At 45.4% G+C, this 20,999-nt stretch carries 17 protein-coding genes and 2 pseudogenes; 17 read left to right on the top strand and 2 right to left on the bottom strand.

What is annotated here, in order from left to right; all coding sequences use genetic code 11:
- The first annotated feature begins 18 nt into the window (after positions 1 to 18).
- From C3V43_RS11960 to C3V43_RS11900, 14 genes and pseudogenes are all read left to right on the top strand, one after another.
- Positions 19 to 687, top strand: coding sequence for a DNA alkylation repair protein (locus C3V43_RS11960; protein ID WP_106069999.1), 669 nt, complete (start codon positions 19 to 21; stop codon positions 685 to 687).
- Between the two features lie 105 nt (positions 688 to 792).
- On the top strand, positions 793 to 1,281 hold the full coding sequence (locus tag C3V43_RS11955; RefSeq protein ID WP_106069998.1) for a Fur family transcriptional regulator: 489 nt from the start codon (positions 793 to 795) through the stop codon (positions 1,279 to 1,281).
- The gene (locus C3V43_RS11950) at positions 1,278 to 2,549 is read left to right on the top strand and encodes an adenylosuccinate synthase (protein WP_106069997.1); all 1,272 of its coding nucleotides are present in this window, start codon (positions 1,278 to 1,280) and stop codon (positions 2,547 to 2,549) included. The genes C3V43_RS11955 and C3V43_RS11950 overlap by 4 nt, the downstream gene beginning before the upstream one ends.
- A 98-nt stretch (positions 2,550 to 2,647) precedes the next feature.
- On the top strand, positions 2,648 to 3,970 hold the full coding sequence (locus C3V43_RS11945; protein ID WP_106069996.1) for an alpha-L-fucosidase: 1,323 nt from the start codon (positions 2,648 to 2,650) through the stop codon (positions 3,968 to 3,970).
- 219 nt (positions 3,971 to 4,189) lie between these two features.
- Complete coding sequence (locus C3V43_RS11940) at positions 4,190 to 4,885, top strand: zinc metallopeptidase (RefSeq protein WP_106069995.1); 696 nt, start codon at positions 4,190 to 4,192, stop codon at positions 4,883 to 4,885.
- Between the two features lie 199 nt (positions 4,886 to 5,084).
- Positions 5,085 to 6,446, top strand: coding sequence for a histidine--tRNA ligase (hisS, locus tag C3V43_RS11935; protein WP_106069994.1), 1,362 nt, complete (start codon positions 5,085 to 5,087; stop codon positions 6,444 to 6,446).
- Between the two features lie 159 nt (positions 6,447 to 6,605).
- Positions 6,606 to 6,764 (top strand): hypothetical protein, encoded by a 159-nt coding sequence (locus C3V43_RS14830; RefSeq protein ID WP_164996249.1) that lies wholly within the window; start codon positions 6,606 to 6,608, stop codon positions 6,762 to 6,764.
- A gap of 708 nt (positions 6,765 to 7,472) precedes the next feature.
- Positions 7,473 to 7,745, top strand: coding sequence for a co-chaperone GroES (locus tag C3V43_RS11930; protein ID WP_106070590.1), 273 nt, complete (start codon positions 7,473 to 7,475; stop codon positions 7,743 to 7,745).
- A 40-nt stretch (positions 7,746 to 7,785) separates the two neighbouring features.
- Positions 7,786 to 9,423, top strand: a complete 1,638-nt coding sequence (gene groL, locus C3V43_RS11925; RefSeq protein WP_106069993.1) for a chaperonin GroEL — start codon at positions 7,786 to 7,788, stop codon at positions 9,421 to 9,423.
- A 185-nt stretch (positions 9,424 to 9,608) separates the two neighbouring features.
- Complete coding sequence (locus tag C3V43_RS11920) at positions 9,609 to 9,827, top strand: winged helix-turn-helix domain-containing protein (RefSeq protein WP_106069992.1); 219 nt, start codon at positions 9,609 to 9,611, stop codon at positions 9,825 to 9,827.
- A 223-nt stretch (positions 9,828 to 10,050) separates the two neighbouring features.
- A complete protein-coding gene (locus tag C3V43_RS11915; protein WP_106070589.1) occupies positions 10,051 to 10,950 on the top strand; it encodes an IS982 family transposase in 900 nt (299 codons plus the stop codon).
- Positions 10,951 to 11,008: 58 nt separating this feature from the next.
- Positions 11,009 to 11,473: pseudogene (locus C3V43_RS11910) on the top strand (threonine aldolase family protein); the annotation flags it as partial.
- A gap of 84 nt (positions 11,474 to 11,557) precedes the next feature.
- A complete protein-coding gene (locus C3V43_RS11905) occupies positions 11,558 to 12,778 on the top strand; it encodes an ISL3 family transposase (RefSeq protein ID WP_106069991.1) in 1,221 nt (406 codons plus the stop codon).
- Positions 12,779 to 12,805: 27 nt separating this feature from the next.
- Positions 12,806 to 13,351: pseudogene (locus C3V43_RS11900) on the top strand (threonine aldolase family protein); the annotation flags it as partial.
- Between the two features lie 192 nt (positions 13,352 to 13,543).
- Here C3V43_RS11900 and C3V43_RS11895 read toward each other — a convergent pair.
- Both C3V43_RS11895 and C3V43_RS11890 read right to left on the bottom strand, forming a co-directional pair.
- Entirely contained in the window at positions 13,544 to 16,054 is a 2,511-nt protein-coding gene (locus C3V43_RS11895) for a bifunctional glycoside hydrolase family 9 protein/polysaccharide deacetylase (protein ID WP_106070588.1), read from the bottom strand.
- 286 nt (positions 16,055 to 16,340) lie between these two features.
- Complete coding sequence (locus C3V43_RS11890; protein ID WP_106069990.1) at positions 16,341 to 16,550, bottom strand: hypothetical protein; 210 nt, start codon at positions 16,548 to 16,550, stop codon at positions 16,341 to 16,343.
- A 700-nt stretch (positions 16,551 to 17,250) separates the two neighbouring features.
- Between C3V43_RS11890 and C3V43_RS11885 the strand changes: the two genes are divergently transcribed.
- The 3 genes from C3V43_RS11885 (at position 17,251) to C3V43_RS11875 (ending at position 20,995) form a co-directional block, all read left to right on the top strand.
- Positions 17,251 to 18,486, top strand: a complete 1,236-nt coding sequence (locus C3V43_RS11885; protein ID WP_106069989.1) for an HD domain-containing protein — start codon at positions 17,251 to 17,253, stop codon at positions 18,484 to 18,486.
- A gap of 79 nt (positions 18,487 to 18,565) precedes the next feature.
- Positions 18,566 to 19,606 (top strand): UDP-3-O-(3-hydroxymyristoyl)glucosamine N-acyltransferase, encoded by a 1,041-nt coding sequence (lpxD, locus tag C3V43_RS11880; protein ID WP_106069988.1) that lies wholly within the window; start codon positions 18,566 to 18,568, stop codon positions 19,604 to 19,606.
- Positions 19,607 to 19,609: 3 nt separating this feature from the next.
- A complete protein-coding gene (locus tag C3V43_RS11875; RefSeq protein WP_106069987.1) occupies positions 19,610 to 20,995 on the top strand; it encodes a bifunctional UDP-3-O-[3-hydroxymyristoyl] N-acetylglucosamine deacetylase/3-hydroxyacyl-ACP dehydratase in 1,386 nt (461 codons plus the stop codon).
- Positions 20,996 to 20,999: the final 4 nt, after the last annotated feature.

Genomic DNA, 20,999 nt, shown 5'->3' with positions numbered 1-20,999 from the left:
TGGACAATTATACAAGTTATGGAAATCAAAGAACAACTCAAAGAAATCAAGACACAGCTTCGCCTCTCAATGAATGGTGCCGTGTCTCAAAGTATGCGCGAAAAAGGATTGGTGTATAAACTGAACTTCGGCGTGGAACTACCCCGCATCAAGGGCATTGCCGCCAAATACGAGAAGAGTCATGCCTTGGCACAAGCTTTATGGAAAGAAGAAATTCGAGAATGCAAAATACTGGCCGGACTTCTGCAACCGATTGAAAGTTTTCTGCCCGAAATAGCCGATATCTGGGTAGAAGATATCCGCAATATCGAAATAGCAGAACTCACCTGCATGAATCTATTCCAGCATCTGCCCTATGCCCCTGCCAAATCGTTCCATTGGATTGCCAATGACAGAGAATACATACAGATTTGCGGCTTTCTGACTATAGCCCGTTTGTTGACTAAGAAAGGCGATATGGACGAGCGGGTTGAGAATGAGTTCCTCGATCAAGTAATCACCGCATTCCTATCAGGTTCTTACCACACTCGTAATGCAGCAATGACAGCCATCCGTTGCTACATGCAGCATAGCGAGGAGAACGCATTTCGGGTTTGCCGTCAAGTGGAAAAGATGGAGGATTCTTCGCAAGAGTCGGAACAGTTGCTATACAGATGGGTAAAGGAGTATACAGAAACACCTTTTTAACAGAATCCGAAGCCTTTTCCCTTCATCCTGTATTTTTTATATCTTTCTCTCTTGCTTTCCGCAAAAAAGGATTAACTTTGTTCGCTGTAAAAACTGTGCGGTCAAATGGAAAATCAGAACGTGAAAGATACAGTTAGGCAGATATTCACTGAATATTTGAGTGCGAACGGGCATCGGAAGACCCCCGAACGTTATGCTATACTCGACACCATTTACTCCATAGACAGCCATTTCGACATTGACACGCTCTATTCACTGATGGCCGACCAAGGTAATTTCCGCGTCAGCAGGGCAACGCTTTACAACACCATTATTTTATTGATAAATGCCCATTTGGTCATCAAACACCAATTTGGCAACTCTTCCCAATACGAAAAATGTTACAACCGTGATACGCACCATCACCAAATCTGTACGCAGTGTGGAAAGGTGATGGAGTTTCAGAATGAAGAGTTGCAGCATGCTATCGAGAATACCAAACTGACTCGTTTTAACTTAACGCACTATTCCTTATATCTGTATGGATTATGCAATAAATGCGACCGAGCCAATAAACGGAAGAAAAAGAACAATAATCATAAGAGAGAAAAATGAAAGTAGACGTACTATTAGGATTACAATGGGGCGACGAAGGCAAAGGCAAAGTCGTTGATGTGTTAACTCCGAGATACGATGCCGTAGCTCGTTTTCAGGGTGGCCCGAACGCCGGTCACACACTTGAGTTTGAAGGACAGAAGTATGTACTCCGTTCCATCCCATCGGGCATATTTCAAGGTGATAAGATTAATATCATCGGTAATGGCGTGGTGTTGGACCCGGCTCTTTTCAAAGCGGAAGCAGAAGCGTTAGAGGCATCCGGTCATAGCTTGAAAGAACGTTTGCACATTTCTAAGAAAGCACACCTCATCCTGCCCACACACCGTATATTAGATGCTGCCTACGAAGCAGCCAAAGGTGACTCGAAAGTAGGAACCACCGGCAAGGGTATCGGACCGACCTATACTGATAAAGTGAGCCGTAATGGTATACGGGTGGGTGATATCCTACACGATTTTAACACGAAGTATGCTGCCGCCAAAGCACGTCACGAACAGATCCTGAAGAGTTTAAACTACGAATACGATCTCACGAAAATAGAGCAATCCTGGCTTGAAGGCATAGAATACCTCAAACAATTCCGGTTGGTAGATAGCGAACATGAGATGAACCATCTATTGGCTTCAGGCAAGTCGATATTATGCGAAGGGGCACAAGGAACAATGTTGGACATTGATTTCGGATCTTACCCATTTGTTACGTCTTCCAATACGGTTTGTGCCGGAGCTTGCACCGGCCTTGGCATAGCTCCCAATAAAATTGGTGAGGTGTACGGCATATTCAAGGCTTATTGCACACGTGTAGGTTCCGGTCCGTTCCCCACAGAATTATTTGATAAGACAGGCGACCAAATTTGTACGTTGGGACACGAATTCGGTTCGGTAACAGGCCGTAAACGCCGTTGCGGCTGGATTGATTTGGTTGCATTGAAATATGCCATTATGATAGACGGAGTCACCAAACTGATAATGATGAAAAGTGATGTGCTTGATTCATTCGAAACCATCAAAGCGTGCGTAGCTTATAAAATCAATGGTGAAGAAGTTGATTATTTCCCATTCGACATTAAAGAAGAGGTAGAACCTATTTATGTTGAATTGCCCGGTTGGCAAACCGACATGACCAAGATGCAAAGCGAAGATGAATTCCCTGAAGAATTCAATGCCTACTTGTCGTTCTTGGAAGAGCAGTTGGAAGTTCCTATCAAAATCGTATCGGTAGGCCCCGACCGCGAACAAACCATCGAGCGTTACACAGAAGAATAACACCAAGTATCCCCAAAAACAGAGACACAAGATTACACTCTTTCTACGGTTTCTAGCCGTGAATATCCGGATAATCTTGTGTCTTTTTATCTATTATCATGAAAGCACTTTTTATATCTTTTTTATTACTGACTCTCCTTCCGGCTTCCATGAAGCCGCAAGCTTATCACCCCACGAAGGAAAACCTGAAGTCCCGTCAAGAATTCCGTGACAGCAAATTCGGCATCTTTCTCCATTGGGGACTTTATGCAATGCTGGCTACCGGCGAATGGACCATGACCAATAAGAATTTGGATTATAAAGAATATGCCAAACTGGCGGGTGGCTTTTATCCTTCCAAGTTCGATGCCACCCGATGGGTATCTGCCATCAAGGCTTCCGGAGCAAAGTACATCTGTTTTACGACCCGTCACCACGAAGGCTTTTCTATGTTTCACACCCGGTGTTCCGATTACAACATTGTTGATGCCACTCCTTTCAAACGCGATATACTGAAGGAGTTGGCGGATGAATGCCACAAGCAAGGCATCCGTCTGCATCTATATTACTCGCACATTGATTGGTTCCGTGAAGATGCTCCGTGGGGACGTACCGGACGTGGCACCGGGCGACCAAATCCGAAAGGAAATTGGAACAGTTATTACAGCTTCATGAATAACCAGTTGACCGAACTGCTGACCGGCTATGGAAAGATTGGAGCCATTTGGTTTGACGGTTGGTGGGATCAAGACCAGAACCTGGATTTTAATTGGCAGCTACCGGAACAGTATGCCATGATACATCGCCTGCAACCTTCCTGCCTAATTGGAAACAACCACCATCAAGAACCTTTTGCAGGAGAAGATATCCAGATTTTTGAGCGAGATTTACCGGGCGAGAACCGTGCAGGGTTATCGGGGCAAAATATAAGTTCTCTTCCTTTGGAAACTTGCGAAACCATGAACGGCATGTGGGGGTATAAGATTACGGATCAAGACTATAAGTCGGTAAAGACATTGGTCCATTATCTGGTAAAAGCCGCAGGCAAAGATGCCAACCTGCTGATGAACATCGGACCTCAACCCGACGGTGAACTTCCGGCCGTGGCATTGGAACGTTTGGCAGAAGTGGGGAAATGGCTGGAACAGTATGGAGAAACAATTTATGGCACTCGCGGAGGTTGTATCGCTCCACGACCTTGGGGTGTGACTACGCAGAAAGGAGATAAACTGTATGTGCATATCCTAGACTTGCAAGACAAAGTCCTTTTCCTGCCATTAGAAGGGAAAAAAGTGAAAAAAGCCGTCCGCTTTGCAGATAGAGTTTCTTTGAAGTTTCAAAAAAGTGAAAAAGGAATTGTGCTGTACTTACCGGATATTCCGACCGCCATTGATACGGTTGTAGAGTTACAGCTTGCCGACACGCAACTCGCAGTCCAATGACGCCATCCATAAAAATCCGGGGAAGTCTTTGTAGGTTTCGTTTAGGGAGGCTTGGATATTCCTGCCTTGTGCTCTTTTGTTGGCAGCCGCTTCTCTAATTCTTCTTAAAAGAGAAAAAAAACGTTCGGATAACCAACGGTTTTATTATTATCTTTGGCAAACAATTTGTTAGACAGTTACAAACAACAGATTTTATTCACAAACTAAAGAAAGAAGATTATGGGAACAGGAATGATAGGAATGCAATGGATTATCTTTATCGGTATTGCCGTTATCAGCTGGTTGGTACAGATGAATTTGCAGAATAAGTTCAAGAAATATTCCAAAATAGCAATAGGAAACGGCATGACAGGAGCAGATGTAGCTTTAAAAATGCTACACGACAATGGAATTTATGATGTTACCGTAACACACACACCGGGACACCTGACCGACCACTATAACCCTGCCAATAAGACAGTAAATCTGAGTGAGGGCGTTTATAACAGCAACAGCATTATGGCTGCTGCCGTTGCTGCGCACGAATGCGGACATGCCGTGCAGCATGCACGTGCCTATGCTCCGCTCACCATGCGCAGTAAATTGGTTCCGGTAGTATCCTTTGCCTCACAGTGGATGACGTGGGTATTGTTGGCCGGCATCCTGATGTTGAACTCTTTTCCCCAACTGCTATTGGCCGGTATCATCTTGTTTGCCACCACCACCCTATTCAGCTTCATAACTTTACCGGTGGAGATTGATGCCAGCAAGCGCGCATTAGTGTGGCTTAGCAAATCCAGTATTACCAACTCTTACAACCATGCACAGGCAGAAGACGCACTGCACTCGGCAGCTTATACTTATGTAGTGGCCGCTCTTGGCTCTTTAGCCACCTTAATCTATTATATCATGATATTTTTAGGACGCAGAGATTAAAGAATGGTTTATTACAACATAAGGCTTCTTGCGGATTTACTTCGGCACACAGGCATATAAACATGATATTAGTGTAAACCCTTGCATAGTCAGATAAAGAGATACCCGCACCACAATAAAGAGTGCAGGTATCTCTTTTTCTTATTCAATAAAAAAGCGTAACTTTGCCGCATTCTATTTAAAAGAAACCAATACGATTATGGCAACAAAACCAAGTATTCCGAAAGGAACCCGCGACTTCTCGCCCGTAGAAATGGCGAAACGGAACTATATATTCAATACCATCCGCGAAGTATATCACTTGTATGGATTCCAGCAAATAGAAACATCTTCGATGGAGATGCTTTCTACTTTGATGGGAAAATATGGCGAAGAAGGTGATAAACTATTGTTCAAGATACAAAATTCCGGCGACTATTTCTCCGGTTTGACAGATGAGGAATTATTGAGCCGTAATGCAACCAAACTGGCCTCTAAATTCTGCGAGAAGGGTTTACGCTACGACCTTACAGTACCTTTTGCCCGTTATGTGGTAATGCACCGCGACAAAATCACTTTCCCTTTCAAACGTTATCAGATACAACCCGTCTGGCGTGCCGACCGTCCGCAGAAAGGACGTTATCGTGAATTCTATCAGTGCGATGCCGATGTAGTGGGCAGCGACTCCTTGCTGAACGAAGTGGAATTGATGCAAATTATCGACACCGTATTTACCCGCTTCGGCATCCGTGTTTGCATCAAAATCAATAACCGCAAGATATTGAGCGGTATTGCCGAAATCATTGGCGAGGCAGATAAAATTGTCGACATAACCGTGGCCATAGACAAATTAGACAAAATCGGATTGGATAATGTCAATGCAGAACTTAAAGAAAAAGGTATCAGCGATGAGGCTATCGCTAAATTGCAACCCATTATCCTGCTGAGCGGCAACAATGAAGAGAAGCTTTCTACTCTGAAGGAGGTACTTGTAAACAGTGAGACCGGCCTGAAAGGAGTGGAAGAAAGCGAATTTATACTCTCCACACTTAGAAACCTCGGGCTGAAGAATGAAATGGAACTTGACCTGACCCTTGCCCGCGGCTTGAACTATTACACCGGGGCCATCTTTGAGGTCAAGGCCTTGGATGTACAAATCGGCAGTATTACTGGCGGCGGGCGCTATGACAACCTGACCGGGGTCTTTGGTATGTCAGGAGTCTCCGGAGTGGGTATCTCCTTTGGAGCCGATCGCATTTTCGACGTACTGAACCAGCTTGACCTTTATCCCAAGGAAGCGGTAAATTCCACCCAACTCCTGTTCATCAATTTTGGAGAAAAAGAAGCAGCTTTTTCTTTAGAAGTATTACTCCAAGTGCGTGCGGCAGGCATCCGTGCCGAAATTTTTCCCGATGCCGGTAAGATGAAGAAACAGATGGGTTATGCCAACTCAAAAGCCATCCCGTTTGTTGCGTTAGTAGGAGAAAATGAGATGAACGAAGGAAAAGTCACATTGAAAAACATGGAAACCGGCGAGCAGAAGCTTGTTTCCCCGAAGGAACTAATTAGCGAATTGAACTAATAAAAAACGAAATACTTTTAAAAAGGAGCTTTTTATTGCTCCTTTTTTTGTATATTTAGGGCATGAAAAGAAGTTGTACTCAATTCGTCACGACAGTGCAAACCGGATGCAATACGCAACTTCTAAATTTGCATGACAATAAAAACAAAGGAGGTTCTTATGGTTTCTGTTGAACTAAAACAAGAAAAGCACAATGCCCTCGTCAGTTTCCTGATGATTGTCATTGCGATATTATTCCTGCTCTATATGGGCAGTTCGCTGGTACATTCCACCAAAGCATTCTGGGAAAACTACTCCATAGAAGAAATGCTGGAGTAAAACAGCCTGACACAAGCTTGTTTTTGTTACCCTTGCCAACAAAAGCAAAGCACATGGTTGCACGTCCTGCGGTGCATGTGTCAGCGGCAAGAGGAGAACATCAGGCCAAAAGTCATGTGCCCCCGGAATAAAACCGGCTTCCGAAGAGTTAATCCCATGAGCCGATTGAAACAGAGCCGACATGTAACAATAATTTATCACGCAAAAACCCATCATTCACAAAAAAAACGAAGGCTGAAACACCCCCTCCAGAACACCTTCTGGCGAGGGGGTATCTAAGTATACGACTGAGGTACCCTAAGTATACGACTTAGGCCCCCTAAGTATACGACTCAGGTATCCTAAGTATAGAACAGAAGACAGCTTGTCTTTTTCCTCCGGCTCACCAAAAAAGATTTTTGGTTAGATTTTTCAAAAGAAGAAAGACAACCGCGGATATCGCAGTTTAGCGAGATTGCAGGCAGTGAAAGTATTCATTCCAAGACTTGATAAAAATAAAACAATCTTTCAAAGAGATTCCGATAGGGGATATGTTATGCAACATCAGCAAATCACACAAGATTCTTTTACAAGCGCATATACAATAACGCCATTTTGTCAGTTTTTGTCTGCCAAATAAACACTCACACGCTTTTGGCACAGTTTTCGTAAACCTTTCGATGCTTACCTGAAGCAAAAACAATAATGTATAACATAAAACAAAAAGCTATGAACATTAAACCATTGGCAGACAGAGTGCTGATACTCCCTGCACCTGCAGAAGAGAAAACAATTGGCGGTATCATTATTCCTGATACGGCAAAAGAGAAACCTTTGAAAGGTGAAGTCGTTGCAGCAGGCAACGGAACAAAAGACGAAGAAATGGTATTGAAGGTTGGCGACACAGTGCTGTATGGCAAATATGCCGGAACCGAATTGGAAGTTGAAGGAACCAAATACCTTATTATGCGTCAAAGCGATGTGCTTGCAGTTTTGGGATAAATCATAAAAAGAGGCTAACAATTAAAATATAAATAGAATTATGGCAAAAGAAATATTATTCAATATCGATGCCCGCGACCAACTGAAGAAAGGTATCGACACACTGGCAAATGCAGTTAAGGTGACTCTCGGCCCGAAAGGACGTAACGTAATCATAGAAAAGAAGTTCGGTGCTCCTCAAATTACGAAAGATGGTGTGACAGTGGCCAAGGAAGTAGAATTGGCAGATGCTTATCAGAATACCGGTGCGCAGCTTGTGAAAGAAGTTGCTTCCAAGACCGGCGATGATGCGGGCGACGGTACTACAACCGCTACCGTATTGGCTCAGGCCATCGTAGCCGAAGGCTTGAAGAACGTTACTGCCGGCGCAAGCCCCATGGACATCAAACGCGGTATCGACAAGGCAGTTGCCAAAGTGGTAGAATCCATCAAGAACCAATCGGAAAAAGTAGGCGACAACTATGACAAGATTGAACAAGTAGGTACTGTATCTGCCAACAACGACCCCGTTATCGGTAAACTGATTGCCGATGCCATGCGCAAAGTTTCTAAAGACGGTGTCATCACCATCGAAGAAGCAAAGGGTACAGATACAACCATCGGTGTGGTAGAAGGTATGCAGTTTGACCGTGGTTACCTTTCTCCCTACTTCGTGACGAACACGGAGAAGATGGAATGCGAGATGGAAAAACCCTACATTCTGATTTACGACAAGAAGATTTCCAATTTGAAGGATTTCCTGCCTATCCTTGAACCGGCAGTACAGACCGGTCGTCCATTGCTGGTTATTGCAGAAGATGTGGACAGTGAAGCGTTGACAACCTTGGTTGTGAACCGTCTGCGTTCGCAATTGAAGATTTGTGCAGTGAAAGCACCGGGCTTCGGCGATCGTCGTAAAGAAATGCTTGAAGATATTGCCGTACTGACCGGCGGTGTTGTTATCAGCGAAGAAAAAGGACTGAAGCTGGAACAGGCCACTATCGAGATGTTGGGTACCGCAGATAAAGTGACCGTGTCTAAAGATAACACAACCATTGTAAACGGTGCCGGCAATAAAGAAAACATCAAGGAACGCTGTGAACAAATCAAGGCGCAGATTGCCGCAACGAAATCAGACTATGACAGAGAGAAACTGCAAGAACGTCTGGCCAAATTGTCAGGCGGTGTCGCCGTTCTCTATGTAGGTGCGGCTTCCGAAGTCGAGATGAAAGAAAAGAAAGATCGCGTGGATGATGCACTTCGTGCTACGCGTGCAGCCATCGAAGAAGGTATCGTTGCCGGTGGAGGTGTAGCCTATATCCGTGCTCTCGAAGCTTTGGAAGGGTTCAAGGGCGACAATGCAGACGAAACGACAGGTATCGATATCATCAAGCGTGCCATCGAAGAGCCGTTGCGCCAGATTGTAGCCAATGCCGGAAAAGAAGGAGCCGTTGTCGTACAGAAAGTACGCGAAGGCAAAGGTGATTTCGGCTACAACGCCCGCACCGATGTTTACGAGAACTTGCATACAGCAGGTGTGGTAGACCCTGCCAAGGTTACCCGTGTAGCCCTTGAGAATGCAGCTTCCATCGCCGGCATGTTCCTGACTACCGAATGTGTGATCGTAGAAAAGAAAGAGGATAAGCCCGAAATGCCGATGGGCGCTCCCGGAATGGGAGGCATGGGCGGAATGATGTAACAATCGTTTTCCCCTGATTTCTTGACTAAATATGAGGAGACCGCAATGTTTTTATAGGCATTGCGGTTTTCATTTATCATAAAAGTCGTAAAAAACATTCTTTTTTGCTCTTTACACACCCCTTTTTCAAGAAAAAGTGTTATCTTTAAGAACAAAACCTAATCAATAACTAAATCGATATCGTTATGAACAAAACGGAAATTGGACTTAATGCAGGAAGAATTTGGTATTTGCTTAGCGATAATGCCAAATGGAGGTATGAGACCTTGAAAGAGAGGTCTGAATTGGGTGATAGAGAACTGGGGGCTGCCTTAGGATGGCTGGCTCGCGAGGACAAGATTGAAATTCACCTTGAAGGGGATGAACTTTATGTTTCATTGGGTGTAAATGTTTATATCGGATGAGAATAAAACCGATTGAATTGACCTATAAAGAAGCACAGGTTTTGTGACAGGAGAAAAACCGTATAGTTACAAAATCAGTGCTTTTTTGTTTTCCAATCTTACAGAATATTCTTTCCTTTAACGTGAGTTCGACGTAAGAAAAGTGTCTAAAAAGTTGTAGGATTGAGAATTATTTTGTATCTTTTAGTTGAATATCAAAAAGTTACAAATAAAACTCAATCCTATGACAACTGTAAATTTAATAGAAATTTTCTGTATTCTCGACGATTTCTGTAAATATTTTGAGCCGGAGTTGAAAAAACGTATGGTTTCGACAGACGGGAAGCGCCACCGCCACCGTTCCTGCCGGATGTCCGACAGCGAGGTAATGACGATCCTGATACTCTTCCATACGGGGCGGTACCGCGACCTGAAGTCGTTCTATCTGGGGTATGTGTGCCAACACATGAGCAATGAGTTCCCTCGTCGCCTGTCGTATAACCGCTTCGTAGAACGTCAGGCAAAAGTGGCTCTTCATCTGCTGCTGTTCCTGCAGACCTGTGCCTTGGGCAAATGCACAGGCATTTCCATCATCGACTCAACCCCATTGGTATCCTGCCACATCAAGCGGATGCATATGCATAAGACCATGAGGGGGTGGGCGGCCAAGGGCAAGTGCACGATGGGCTGGTTCTACGGATTCAAGCTGCATTTGGTCATCAACGACAAGGGGGAGATTATTCAGTGGCAACTCACACCAGGCAATGTAGACGACCGGGCACCGCTGAAGGACAAACACTTTACGGAGAGGCTCTTCGGGAAACTCTTCGCAGACAGGGGATATGTCAGTCAGGATCTCTTCGAGCAGCTCTTTGTGGATGACATCCACCTCGTCACGAAAATCAAGAGGAACATGAAAAATTCCCTGATGAACCTTTATGACAAACTGATGCTCAGGAAGCGTTCGGTCATTGAAACCGTGAATGATGAACTGAAGAACATATGCCAGATAGAACACACAAGGCATCGAACCATTGATAACTTTGCAACTAATCTATTCGCCGGGATTATTGCATACAACTTGTTGCCCAAGAAGCCTGGGATGAACATCCAAATCATTGACAAAAGTAGGCTTATAGCATAGCGATTATACCGAACTCACGTTCCTTTACATCCGTTTTCAAAAAAAGGAAAAGATAGTTATGAGAAGTTTTGCTTCAGACAACAACTCCGGAGTGCACCCTTTAGTCATGGAAGCACTGAACCGGGCAAACAGCGACCATGCCATAGGCTATGGCGATGACCCATGGACAGAAGAAGCTGTCCGCAAAATCAGAAATGCTTTCGAAACGGAATGTGAACCATTGTTTGTATTCAATGGCACCGGAAGCAATGCAGTGGCCTTGCAGCTTTGCACACGCCCTTACAATTCTATAATCTGTGCGGAGACTGCACATATATATGTCGACGAATGCGGTTCGCCGGCTCGTATGACCGGTTGCCAAATACGCCCCGTCACTACCCCTGACGGCAAACTGACGTCGGATTTAATCCGCTCGTACCTATGTCATTTCGGCGAACAGCATCATTCTCAGCCGGGCGTCATCTATATATCGCAATGCACAGAACTGGGTACAGTTTATAAACCGGAAGAAATTCTGGCTCTTCCGACATTTCGAGTGATGGTATGTTAAAGAAGAAAACCGCTGAACAAATTGTATATTTGAATAACCACAAACAAATGTACATTTATGAACAGCAGTTTTCTATATCATGCGTGGGGGCTATACAATCACAAATGCACCCGTGAGGAATACAAAGGTAATACAATTATTCTGCATGTTGAAGCAAAAGAACGTCAAAATGAGTGTCCCAAGTGCGGATGCCGCCATTTGGTGAAGAATGGTTACCGTATGCGTGACTTTATCGGTCTTCCTGTTGGCGGCAAAAAGGTGATAGTCCGCATGAAAGTACAACGCTACAAGTGTAAGAACAAGGATTGTGATTACGACCGCCAAGAGAATATCCCCTTCGCCACAGGCAGTTGCAGCTACACCCACCGTTTCGCAAGGTACGTGGTCGGATTGTTAAAGGCGATGACTTTGAAAGATGCGGCCAACCTGTTGGGAGTAGCATGGGACACCATCAAAGACATACATAGCCGGTATTTGGAATACCATTACACCCCTCCTTCGTTGGAGGGTGTGGATTGTATCGGCATAGACGAGCTCGCCGTAAGAAGAGGGCACATATACAAGACAATAGTTGTCGACCTGAGGAGCGGACGTATCATATATGTTGGCGAGGGCAAAGGAGCTGATGTCTTGAACGGCTTTTGGAAAAGGGTAAAGCGAAAAGGCATTGACATCAAGTATGTTACCACAGACCTTTCTGCGGCATTCATTTCGTCCGTATATGAACATTGTCCCAATGCGCTTCATGTTTTTGACCATTTCCACGTGGTCAAGCCCATGAACGAAAAGCTGGATGACATACGCAGAGTACAGTACAACATGGAAAAGGATATCAATAAGCGGAAGGTCCTCAAAGGCACGAGATACCTCCTGTTAAGCAATGGTGGGGACATCTTTGACAAGGAATATAAAACGAGGCTTGACAATGCTCTGGACATGAACAAGCCTCTCTCGCAGGCATATTACCTCAAGGAGCAGCTCCGGGAATTTTGGACACAGATCAACAAGGAAGAGGCGGAGAAAGTAATGCTGGATTGGGTAAACCAGGCTAAAGAGAGCAAAGTGCCACAGCTGATGAAAATGGCTGCAACCATTATGGCGCATCGAACGGGAATACTCGCATGGTACGGCTGCCATATCTCTACCGGCAAAGTGGAGGGCATCAACAATAAGATAAAAGTAATGAAAAGGAATGCGTACGGATTCAGGGATGAACGATACTTTGAGCTTAGGCTTTATGCACTACACGACTGCCGTATCACTCGAAATGTCGGATGAGCCGAAATTCTTGCTTTAGCGGAATTGGCTCACCGATATGGCATGTATGTCCATATGGATGGAGCTCGATTGGCCAATGCTTGCGCCGCCCTGAACCTCAGCCTCAAGGAGCTGACTGTGGATTGCGGCATTGACATCCTAAGTTTTGGCGGAACGAAAAACGGATTGATGCTGGGAGAAAGCGTGATAGTTTTTAATCCGGCTCTAAAGAAAGAAGCCCGTTTTATACGCAAACAATCGGCATAGCTCGCTTCCAAAATGCGTTACTTATCCTGTCAGTTTACCGCTTACCAGACAGATGACCTTTGGCTGAAAAATGCCAGGCATGCCAACCGCATGGCCACGTTGCTCCATGAGAAACTGAGAGTACTGCCCGGCGTGCACATCACACAAAAGATGGAAAGCAATCAACTCTTCTTAACAATGCCTCGTCCGGTCATTGACGAACTCCTGAAAACATATTTCTTCTATTTCTGGAATGAAGCCATCAATGAAATCCGCTTTGTAACTTCGTTCGATACAACGGAAAAAGACATCGAGGAATTATTGCAATCAATAAAGAAGCTCCTTTAAGAGATAAAAGCTCCCGACCTTCACAGGCGGGGAGCTTACTTTGAGACTTTCTCCTCTTGGAGGTAAGGAAAAAGTCTACTGAAAACAAACCTATTGAATCTTTACCTTAAAAATACCTGAAAACAAATTAGTTCCTGTTTTATCAATCTTCTTAATCAAGCTTTTCTGACAAGCTTTCGCTGAAAACATAACTCACAAGCCTACTGCTTCGCGTATCGGCATAAAAGAATACCCTTTCCGTTTCAACATCCTGATTGTTTTATCCAGATACCCATTATAGAATTTATCGATACGACGATCATCCGTTCCTAAATGTATCAGTATCAAATGCCCGTTCAGCCCCTCTTTCTTTTCCAATTCCATAATTTTGTCATAGATGAACCGACTGCTACGGTATCTCTTTCCCATATCCGGAGTGGTGTAGTCTGCATTGCTCATGGTGCCGGGGGTATAATTGACTATCTGAATACCCATACCTTTGGCCCAAGCCGCTATTTCTTTGTTGTAGTATTCGTAGGGCGGAACATAAAGCGGAGCATCCTTGTAGTCAATGCCGGCCTTTCGCATGGCCTCGTAACTTTTCAGCATATCATCTTCAAACTCTTCGTGGGTCAGTAACAATGAGTCGCGCTTTTCCCATGGCATATACAGCAGGTGCCCGTAACTGTGGCTACCCACATAATGCCCGTCGCCGAGCAAGCGTTTCACTACACCAGGGTAGCGTTCATAAAATTCTCCCGTAAAAAAGAAAGCGCCTTTGACACCGTGCTTCTTCAAAGTATTGATGATGGCATCGGCACCATCCGCTTTATCAGCAGCAGTGAATATGAGTGTGATTTGCTTTTTCGACGGGTCGGTGCGCACAATGCCTCCTGCTACGTATATGTTTTTATCGTTCAAGATACCGGCTTGCTTCATTCCGTCTTTCTGCATGGCAGAGAGACAGTAAGTGAGGCAAGCAGTTCCGTCCATGGTAGGTTCGTTGGTGGAGTAGTCGTGAACGACATCGTGATATACCATCAGGCCGGGTTGGAAACGCTCGTAGTCCTGACCGGGGATTCCCGGAACACCTGTCATATCGACACCGCGCAAGCTTTCGAATATAGTGCGATAGACAGGACCGTCCACCAAGCCGCCGGTGGTGTTGCCCACACCTGCATTCAGCAGTGAAGAATGAGGTTGTGAAGGATAGTCTCCATAGAGAGGAAGCTCCACCACCATGCTGCTTCCCCACGGATTACAGCCGAACAACCAATCGCGGAGAGACGCTTCCATTTCGGCATACCTTTCGTCTCCGGTCAGTTCACGATAAAGTCGGCATTGGGTCAGCATGGCCGTGGTGAGATTGTTGGAGCACCAAACGTAAGGGATGCCATGCAGGAAAGGACTTTCCACAGCCTTCTCATAGGTGCGTTCAATGCCTGTGCGCATGTTGCGTATAAATTCTTTGCAGATGCGCCTGTCGTTCACTCGGGCAAGATGGTAATGCCCCATATTCATGAACGGATACCACTGATAATGGCGTGCACTGTCGGCCCCCATCCAAGGAGTGACGGGTTCACGACGTCCGTATTCGAGGGCCTGAAACAGATACTTGTCGTCGCCGGTTTTCTTGTACAGCTCCATAGCTCCCAACTCCATGTCGTCCACCCAGTTGTCTTCTTCATAAATATAAGGAGAAAGCACCGAGGCGGTCTGACATGCCCCCGGCTTCTTTATGCCCTCCTGATAGGCGGCATCGGCTTTCGATTCGATCTCCACAGCAAACTCGGGATAATATTTCTTCAGGATTCGAGCTCCCAAAGCAAAGCAGGAAGCAAACTTGCCGGCGGTACTTGCCACTCCGGTCGTTGCGTTCTTGAATTTTCCGCGTACCTGAGATTCGCCGCTGCAAAAGTAAACGGGACGCCCCTTGCCCGGCCCGTAGCCGTAATCCACCTCATCCTTATTAGGCAGGCGCATACCTGCATGGTCGCGGTCGTCGGCAATCTGATTATAGAGTTCGCCCAGAGCCGGATTCATCCGGTTAAGCCAATCCAAGCCCCATTTTATTTCATCGACAATGTCAGGAATGCCGTTTGCACCCGGATGTCCGTCCGCATCATATGCATCGCCGAACGATTCCGGATTCTCCTGATAGGCAAACATCATCTGGTAGATGGCGTTGGCGGAAGTGGTGGTATATTGCAGGTAGTCCGTAGCGTCGTGCCAACCTCCGCGAACATCTATGTGTTCGCCGGTTTTGGTGGGATGATATACGATATAACCGTCGTGAGTATGGCAACTGTCTTTCAAGAACGGGTTGTAGCCGCAACGTTGCTGCCGCATGTAGTTCAGCAGATAATCGGCAGTGCCATTGTAGACGTGCACATTGATGGGGAAACGGGGAGAGATGGCTTTACCCGCTTTCAGGTAATAAACGCCCGGCTCCGTGAAATCGCTGAAGTTCAGCCGGCAGGTGGTCTTCATGCCTCCCATCCTACCTGTGGACTTGGTTGTATTGAGAGTATACACCACCTTTTCGGTAAAGGCGTCAATCAAGGAAAAATTTTCGATGTTTGTTTCTTCTTCACTCATGAATACCGCCACTTTTACGGATTGCGGCAGATAACCAAGTTGGTTGATTCTGATCCATTCGCCTGCCTTGCTCGTGACGCATGCAAGGAGTAAGATAACCATCGGCATCCCATATCTACTTCTCATCATAACATATCAATTTAAGGTTGCTACTTTTATCAATCTGATTTATAGCTACAAAAAAAACATTTTTTGCCTATGCCGAACCTATCCAACTACAATAATTAAGAGACATTAAACATCGTTTGCGTTGTTTCTGTTTTCTCTATACATGCGGCAAACCGACCACAAGAGTTCCCTCTCAAACGTGAAATTCGGAAACATACAAGCAGACCAATCCGAAAACACAACAAGCAGACTCCTCCTTTCTTTATGTTTCTCTAAAACGGCTCTTGACTTCTTGAGTGTTCTGTCATTTATCCGTTTTTTCTTTGAATTTCTTTTGTGCCGCTTCGGTTTCTTCTTTCAAAAAAGTTACGTTCAGCTTCTCGTCAATCAGATAACAACCCTTTGGTGGAAATTCTTTATCCAAGTTGTGCGAATCATAATCAAGACACACTTCCTCCAACCACACCGTTACTTTGCCGGGCTTCAATGATTGCCACCGATAATAGGAAGCCATGATACCCTCAATATACGTTCTACTACGCTATGCTACTAGATTTCAAAATTACGAAAATATTCTTTGTTATTGATGAGTTCTCCCAAGTATTTGATGCTACCATGGGTTCAACCTACATTTGGTTACAATGATAAAGGAGAATCGCTCAACTTTCTCAACACGCCAGAAAATGTATTTGAGGACCTGAGTTCGGCATAGACGGTTGCTTTTGCTAAAGATGAGGGCAGTCATATCGGGCTGATATTTCTTGAATGCGCCGGTTTAGAGCGGTCGGCTGGAAGAAGAAGCGCCTTTTACGCCGACCTCCCTCCTCCCCTATTTTGACAGCTGCAATCCTTTGTCGTGACAGACGCAAGTGTTCAATACGACAGACACTTGTGTCTGTCACGTCAGGCACAAGTGTTTGAGCCGTCAGATACAAGCCTCTGACAGGATAGGATAAACACCTGATAACCAACAATTTTTAACTTTAAGATACAAGTCGCCGGGCGAGGTTATTGACCTGCTTCTTATCCCGAACTCAGATATTTGAGGATGCCTAAGTCACACTTTAAGGGAGGTAAGTCCACGTATAAGGAAAATAAAGCGGGAAGGGACAGAAACCGGCAACAGACTTTTCGGATTGTCAATACCCGGAAATAAAACAATCCGTTTTGCCGTCTCCTAAAAAGGCATTACCTTTGCTGCAAATTTTAAGCACATGTCCTACGAAAGGAAAATCATCAACGACCCGGTCTTCGGGTTCATCAACATACCCAAGGGACTGCTCTATGACATCGTACGGCATCCTCTTTTGCAGCGTTTAAACCGCATCCGACAAGTGGGCTTGTCGTCTGTGGTATATCCCGGTGCGCAACACACACGGTTTCAGCACTCGCTGGGAGCGTATTACCTGATGAGCGAGGCCATACAACAACTCACAGCCAAAGGCAATTTTATTTTCGACAGCGAGGCTGAAGCCGTAGAAGCGGCCATCCTGATGCACGACATCGGCCACGGTCCTTTCTCGCATGTATTGGAAGATACCATCGTGCGCGGCGTGTCGCACGAAGACATATCGTTGATGCTGATGGAACGCATCAACAAAGAGATGAGCGGACAGTTGACGCTTGCCATCCAAATCTTCAAAGACGAATATCCCAAACGCTTCCTTCATCAACTGGTGAGCGGGCAGCTCGACATGGACCGCCTCGACTATCTCCGCCGCGACAGTTTCTACACCGGAGTAACGGAAGGGAACATCGGTTCTGCACGCATCATCAAGATGCTCGATGTGAAAGACGACCATCTCGTAATCGAATCCAAGGGCATATACTCCATTGAGAACTTCCTCACCGCACGCCGTCTGATGTATTGGCAGGTCTATCTGCACAAAACATCTGTGGCTTATGAAAGAATGCTAATCAGCACTTTGCTGCGCGCCAAAGAACTTGCCGGCCGGGGAGTGGAATTATTCGCCTCTCCCGCGTTGAGTTTTTTCCTCTACAACGATATCAACAGAGAAATATTCTACAACAACCCTGAATGTCTGGAGAATTTCATCCGATTGGACGACAACGATATCTGGACAGCCCTCAAAGTATGGAGCGACCATCCTGACAAGGTTTTATCTACCCTTAGCACCGGCATGATCAATCGAAATGTCTTCAAAGTTGAGATTTCTACCGAACCTTTCAGTGAGGAAAGGAAAAAAGAACTGACTTTGCAAATCAGTAAACAATTAGACATTCCCCTTTCCGAAGCGAGTTATTTCATTTCTACTCCCAGCATTGAGAAGAATATGTACGATGAGGCAGATGACAGTATCGACATCCTCTACAATGACGGCAGTATCAAAAACATTGCCGAAGCATCGGACATGCTCAATATTTCCCTTCTGTCCAAGAAAGTAAAAAAATACTACCTGTGCTACCAACGTTTGCATAGGCAAGGATAAAATATTCATCTAAGGGCAAGGATATATTAAAAAAAAATCCGTTATTTGCGCTTTGAAACCATCTAACAAGAATAGTAAAATGGAGTTTTCGGCCAAACAAATTGCAACATTTATCCAAGGAGAAATTGTTGGAGACGAGAATGCTACCGTTCATACCTTTGCGAAAATCGAAGAGGGAATGCCGGGAGCCATTTCATTCTTATCCAACCCCAAATACACCTCCTATATATATGACACCCAATCAAGCATTGTTCTGGTAAACAAAGATTTCATTCCGGAACAAGAAGTAAAAACAACTCTGATTAAAGTAGACAATGCCTACGAAAGTCTTGCCAAACTGCTCAATCTTTATGAACAAAGCAAACCGAAATTGACGGGAATCACTCCTTTGGCTTTTGTTGCCGAGAGTGCAAAGATTGGCAAGGATGTTTACATAGCTCCTTTTGCCTGTATCGGCGAACATGCAGAAGTCGGAGACAATACGGTCATTCATCCGCACGTCACCATCGGCAGCGGCGCAAAGATAGGCAGCAATTGCATCATTTATGCCAATGCAACCGTATATCACGACTGCCGTATAGGCAATCATTGTATCCTGCATGCAGGTTGTGTCATCGGTGCAGACGGGTTCGGTTTTGCTCCAACTCCCGAAGGATATGAGAAGATTCCCCAAATAGGTATCACCATTCTGGAAGACAATGTGGAAGTAGGTGCAAATACGTGTATAGACCGTGCCACCATGGGAGCCACGATTGTACATAGCGGCGTGAAACTGGATAATTTAATTCAGATTGCCCACAACGACGAGATAGGTTCGCACACTGTAATGGCTGCACAAGTAGGCATTGCCGGTTCCACGAAAGTGGGAGAATGGTGCATGATGGGCGGACAAGTTGGTGTTGCCGGCCATATCCACATAGGCGACAAAGTCAATCTTGGCGCACAGTCAGGCGTTCCCGGCAGCATCAAGGACGGAAGCCAATTGATTGGCACACCTCCTATGGAGCCGAAGCCTTATTTCAAATCCGCAGCCATTTACCGCAAGCTGCCGGATATGTATACGGAACTGAATGTGCTCCGCAAAGAATTGAATGAACTTAAACAACAATTAAATAAGTAACCAATGTTAAAACAAAAGACTCTAAAAGACAGCTTTTCGCTCAGTGGAAAAGGTCTTCATACGGGACTTGACCTGACCGTTACTTTCAATCCAGCTCCGGATAACCACGGATACAAGATTCAGCGCATCGACATCGAGGGGCAGCCCATCATAGATGCCGTTGCCGACAATGTGACCGAAACCACCCGTGGCACCGTACTTTCCAAAAACGGAATCAAAGTCAGTACGATAGAGCATGGCATGGCAGCCCTTTACGCATTGGGTATAGATAACTGCTTGATACAAGTAAACGGACCGGAATTTCCTATTCTGGACGGAAGTGCCCAATATTATGTCAACGAAATAGAACGGGTAGGCATCATAGAACAAAATGCCGTAAAAGATTTCTATATCATCAAGTCAAAGATCGAGTTCCGCGACGAAGCAACCGGTTCGTCCATCATTGTATTGCCGGACGAGAACTTCAGTCTGAACGTATTGGTATCATACGATTCGACCATTATCCCCAATCAGTTTGCCACCTTGGAGGACATGTCTAAGTTCAAAGACGAAATAGCGGCCAGCCGTACTTTCGTATTTGTACGTGAAATCGAGCCTTTGTTGCAAGCCGGCCTTATCAAAGGCGGTGATTTGGACAATGCGATTGTTATTTATGAGCGTGAGATGTCTCAAGAGAACTACGACAAGCTGGCCGACATAATGGGGGTTCCTCACATGGATGCCAAACAATTGGGCTACATCAACCACAAACCCTTGGTATGGTCTAATGAATGCGCCCGTCACAAGTTGCTTGATGTAATCGGAGATTTGGCCTTGATAGGTAAACCCATCAAAGGGCGTATCATCGCCACCCGTCCGGGACACACCATCAACAATAAGTTTGCACGCCAGATGCGTAAGGAAATCCGCCTGCACGACATTCAGGCTCCCACCTACGATTGCAACCGCGAACCCATTATGAACGTAAACCGCATCCGCGAACTTCTGCCGCACCGTTATCCGATGCAATTGGTGGACAAAGTAATCGAAATAGGAGCAAATTACATTGTGGGGATAAAAAATGTGACCTCCAACGAACCGTTCTTCCAAGGGCACTTCCCGCAAGAACCCGTAATGCCCGGTGTATTGCAAATAGAAGCCATGGCGCAAACGGGTGGCCTGCTTGTACTGAACTCCGTAGACGAACCGGAACGTTATTCCACATATTTCATGAAAATAGACGGTGTGAAATTCCGTCAGAAAGTAGTACCGGGCGATACACTGATTTTCCGCGTAGAATTAATGGCGCCCATACGTCGCGGCGTCTCTACCATGAAAGGCTATGTATTCGTAGGCGAAAAAGTAGTCTGCGAAGCAGAATTTATGGCACAAATAGTCAAGAACAAGTAAAGAA

The organism is Prevotella heparinolytica, from assembly GCF_002998535.1.
In the GTDB taxonomy this organism is placed as follows: Bacteria; Bacteroidota; Bacteroidia; order Bacteroidales; family Bacteroidaceae; genus Bacteroides; species Bacteroides heparinolyticus.
Note: the sequence above shows the minus strand (reverse complement) of the source record. Positions and strands in the feature narration are given on the sequence as shown.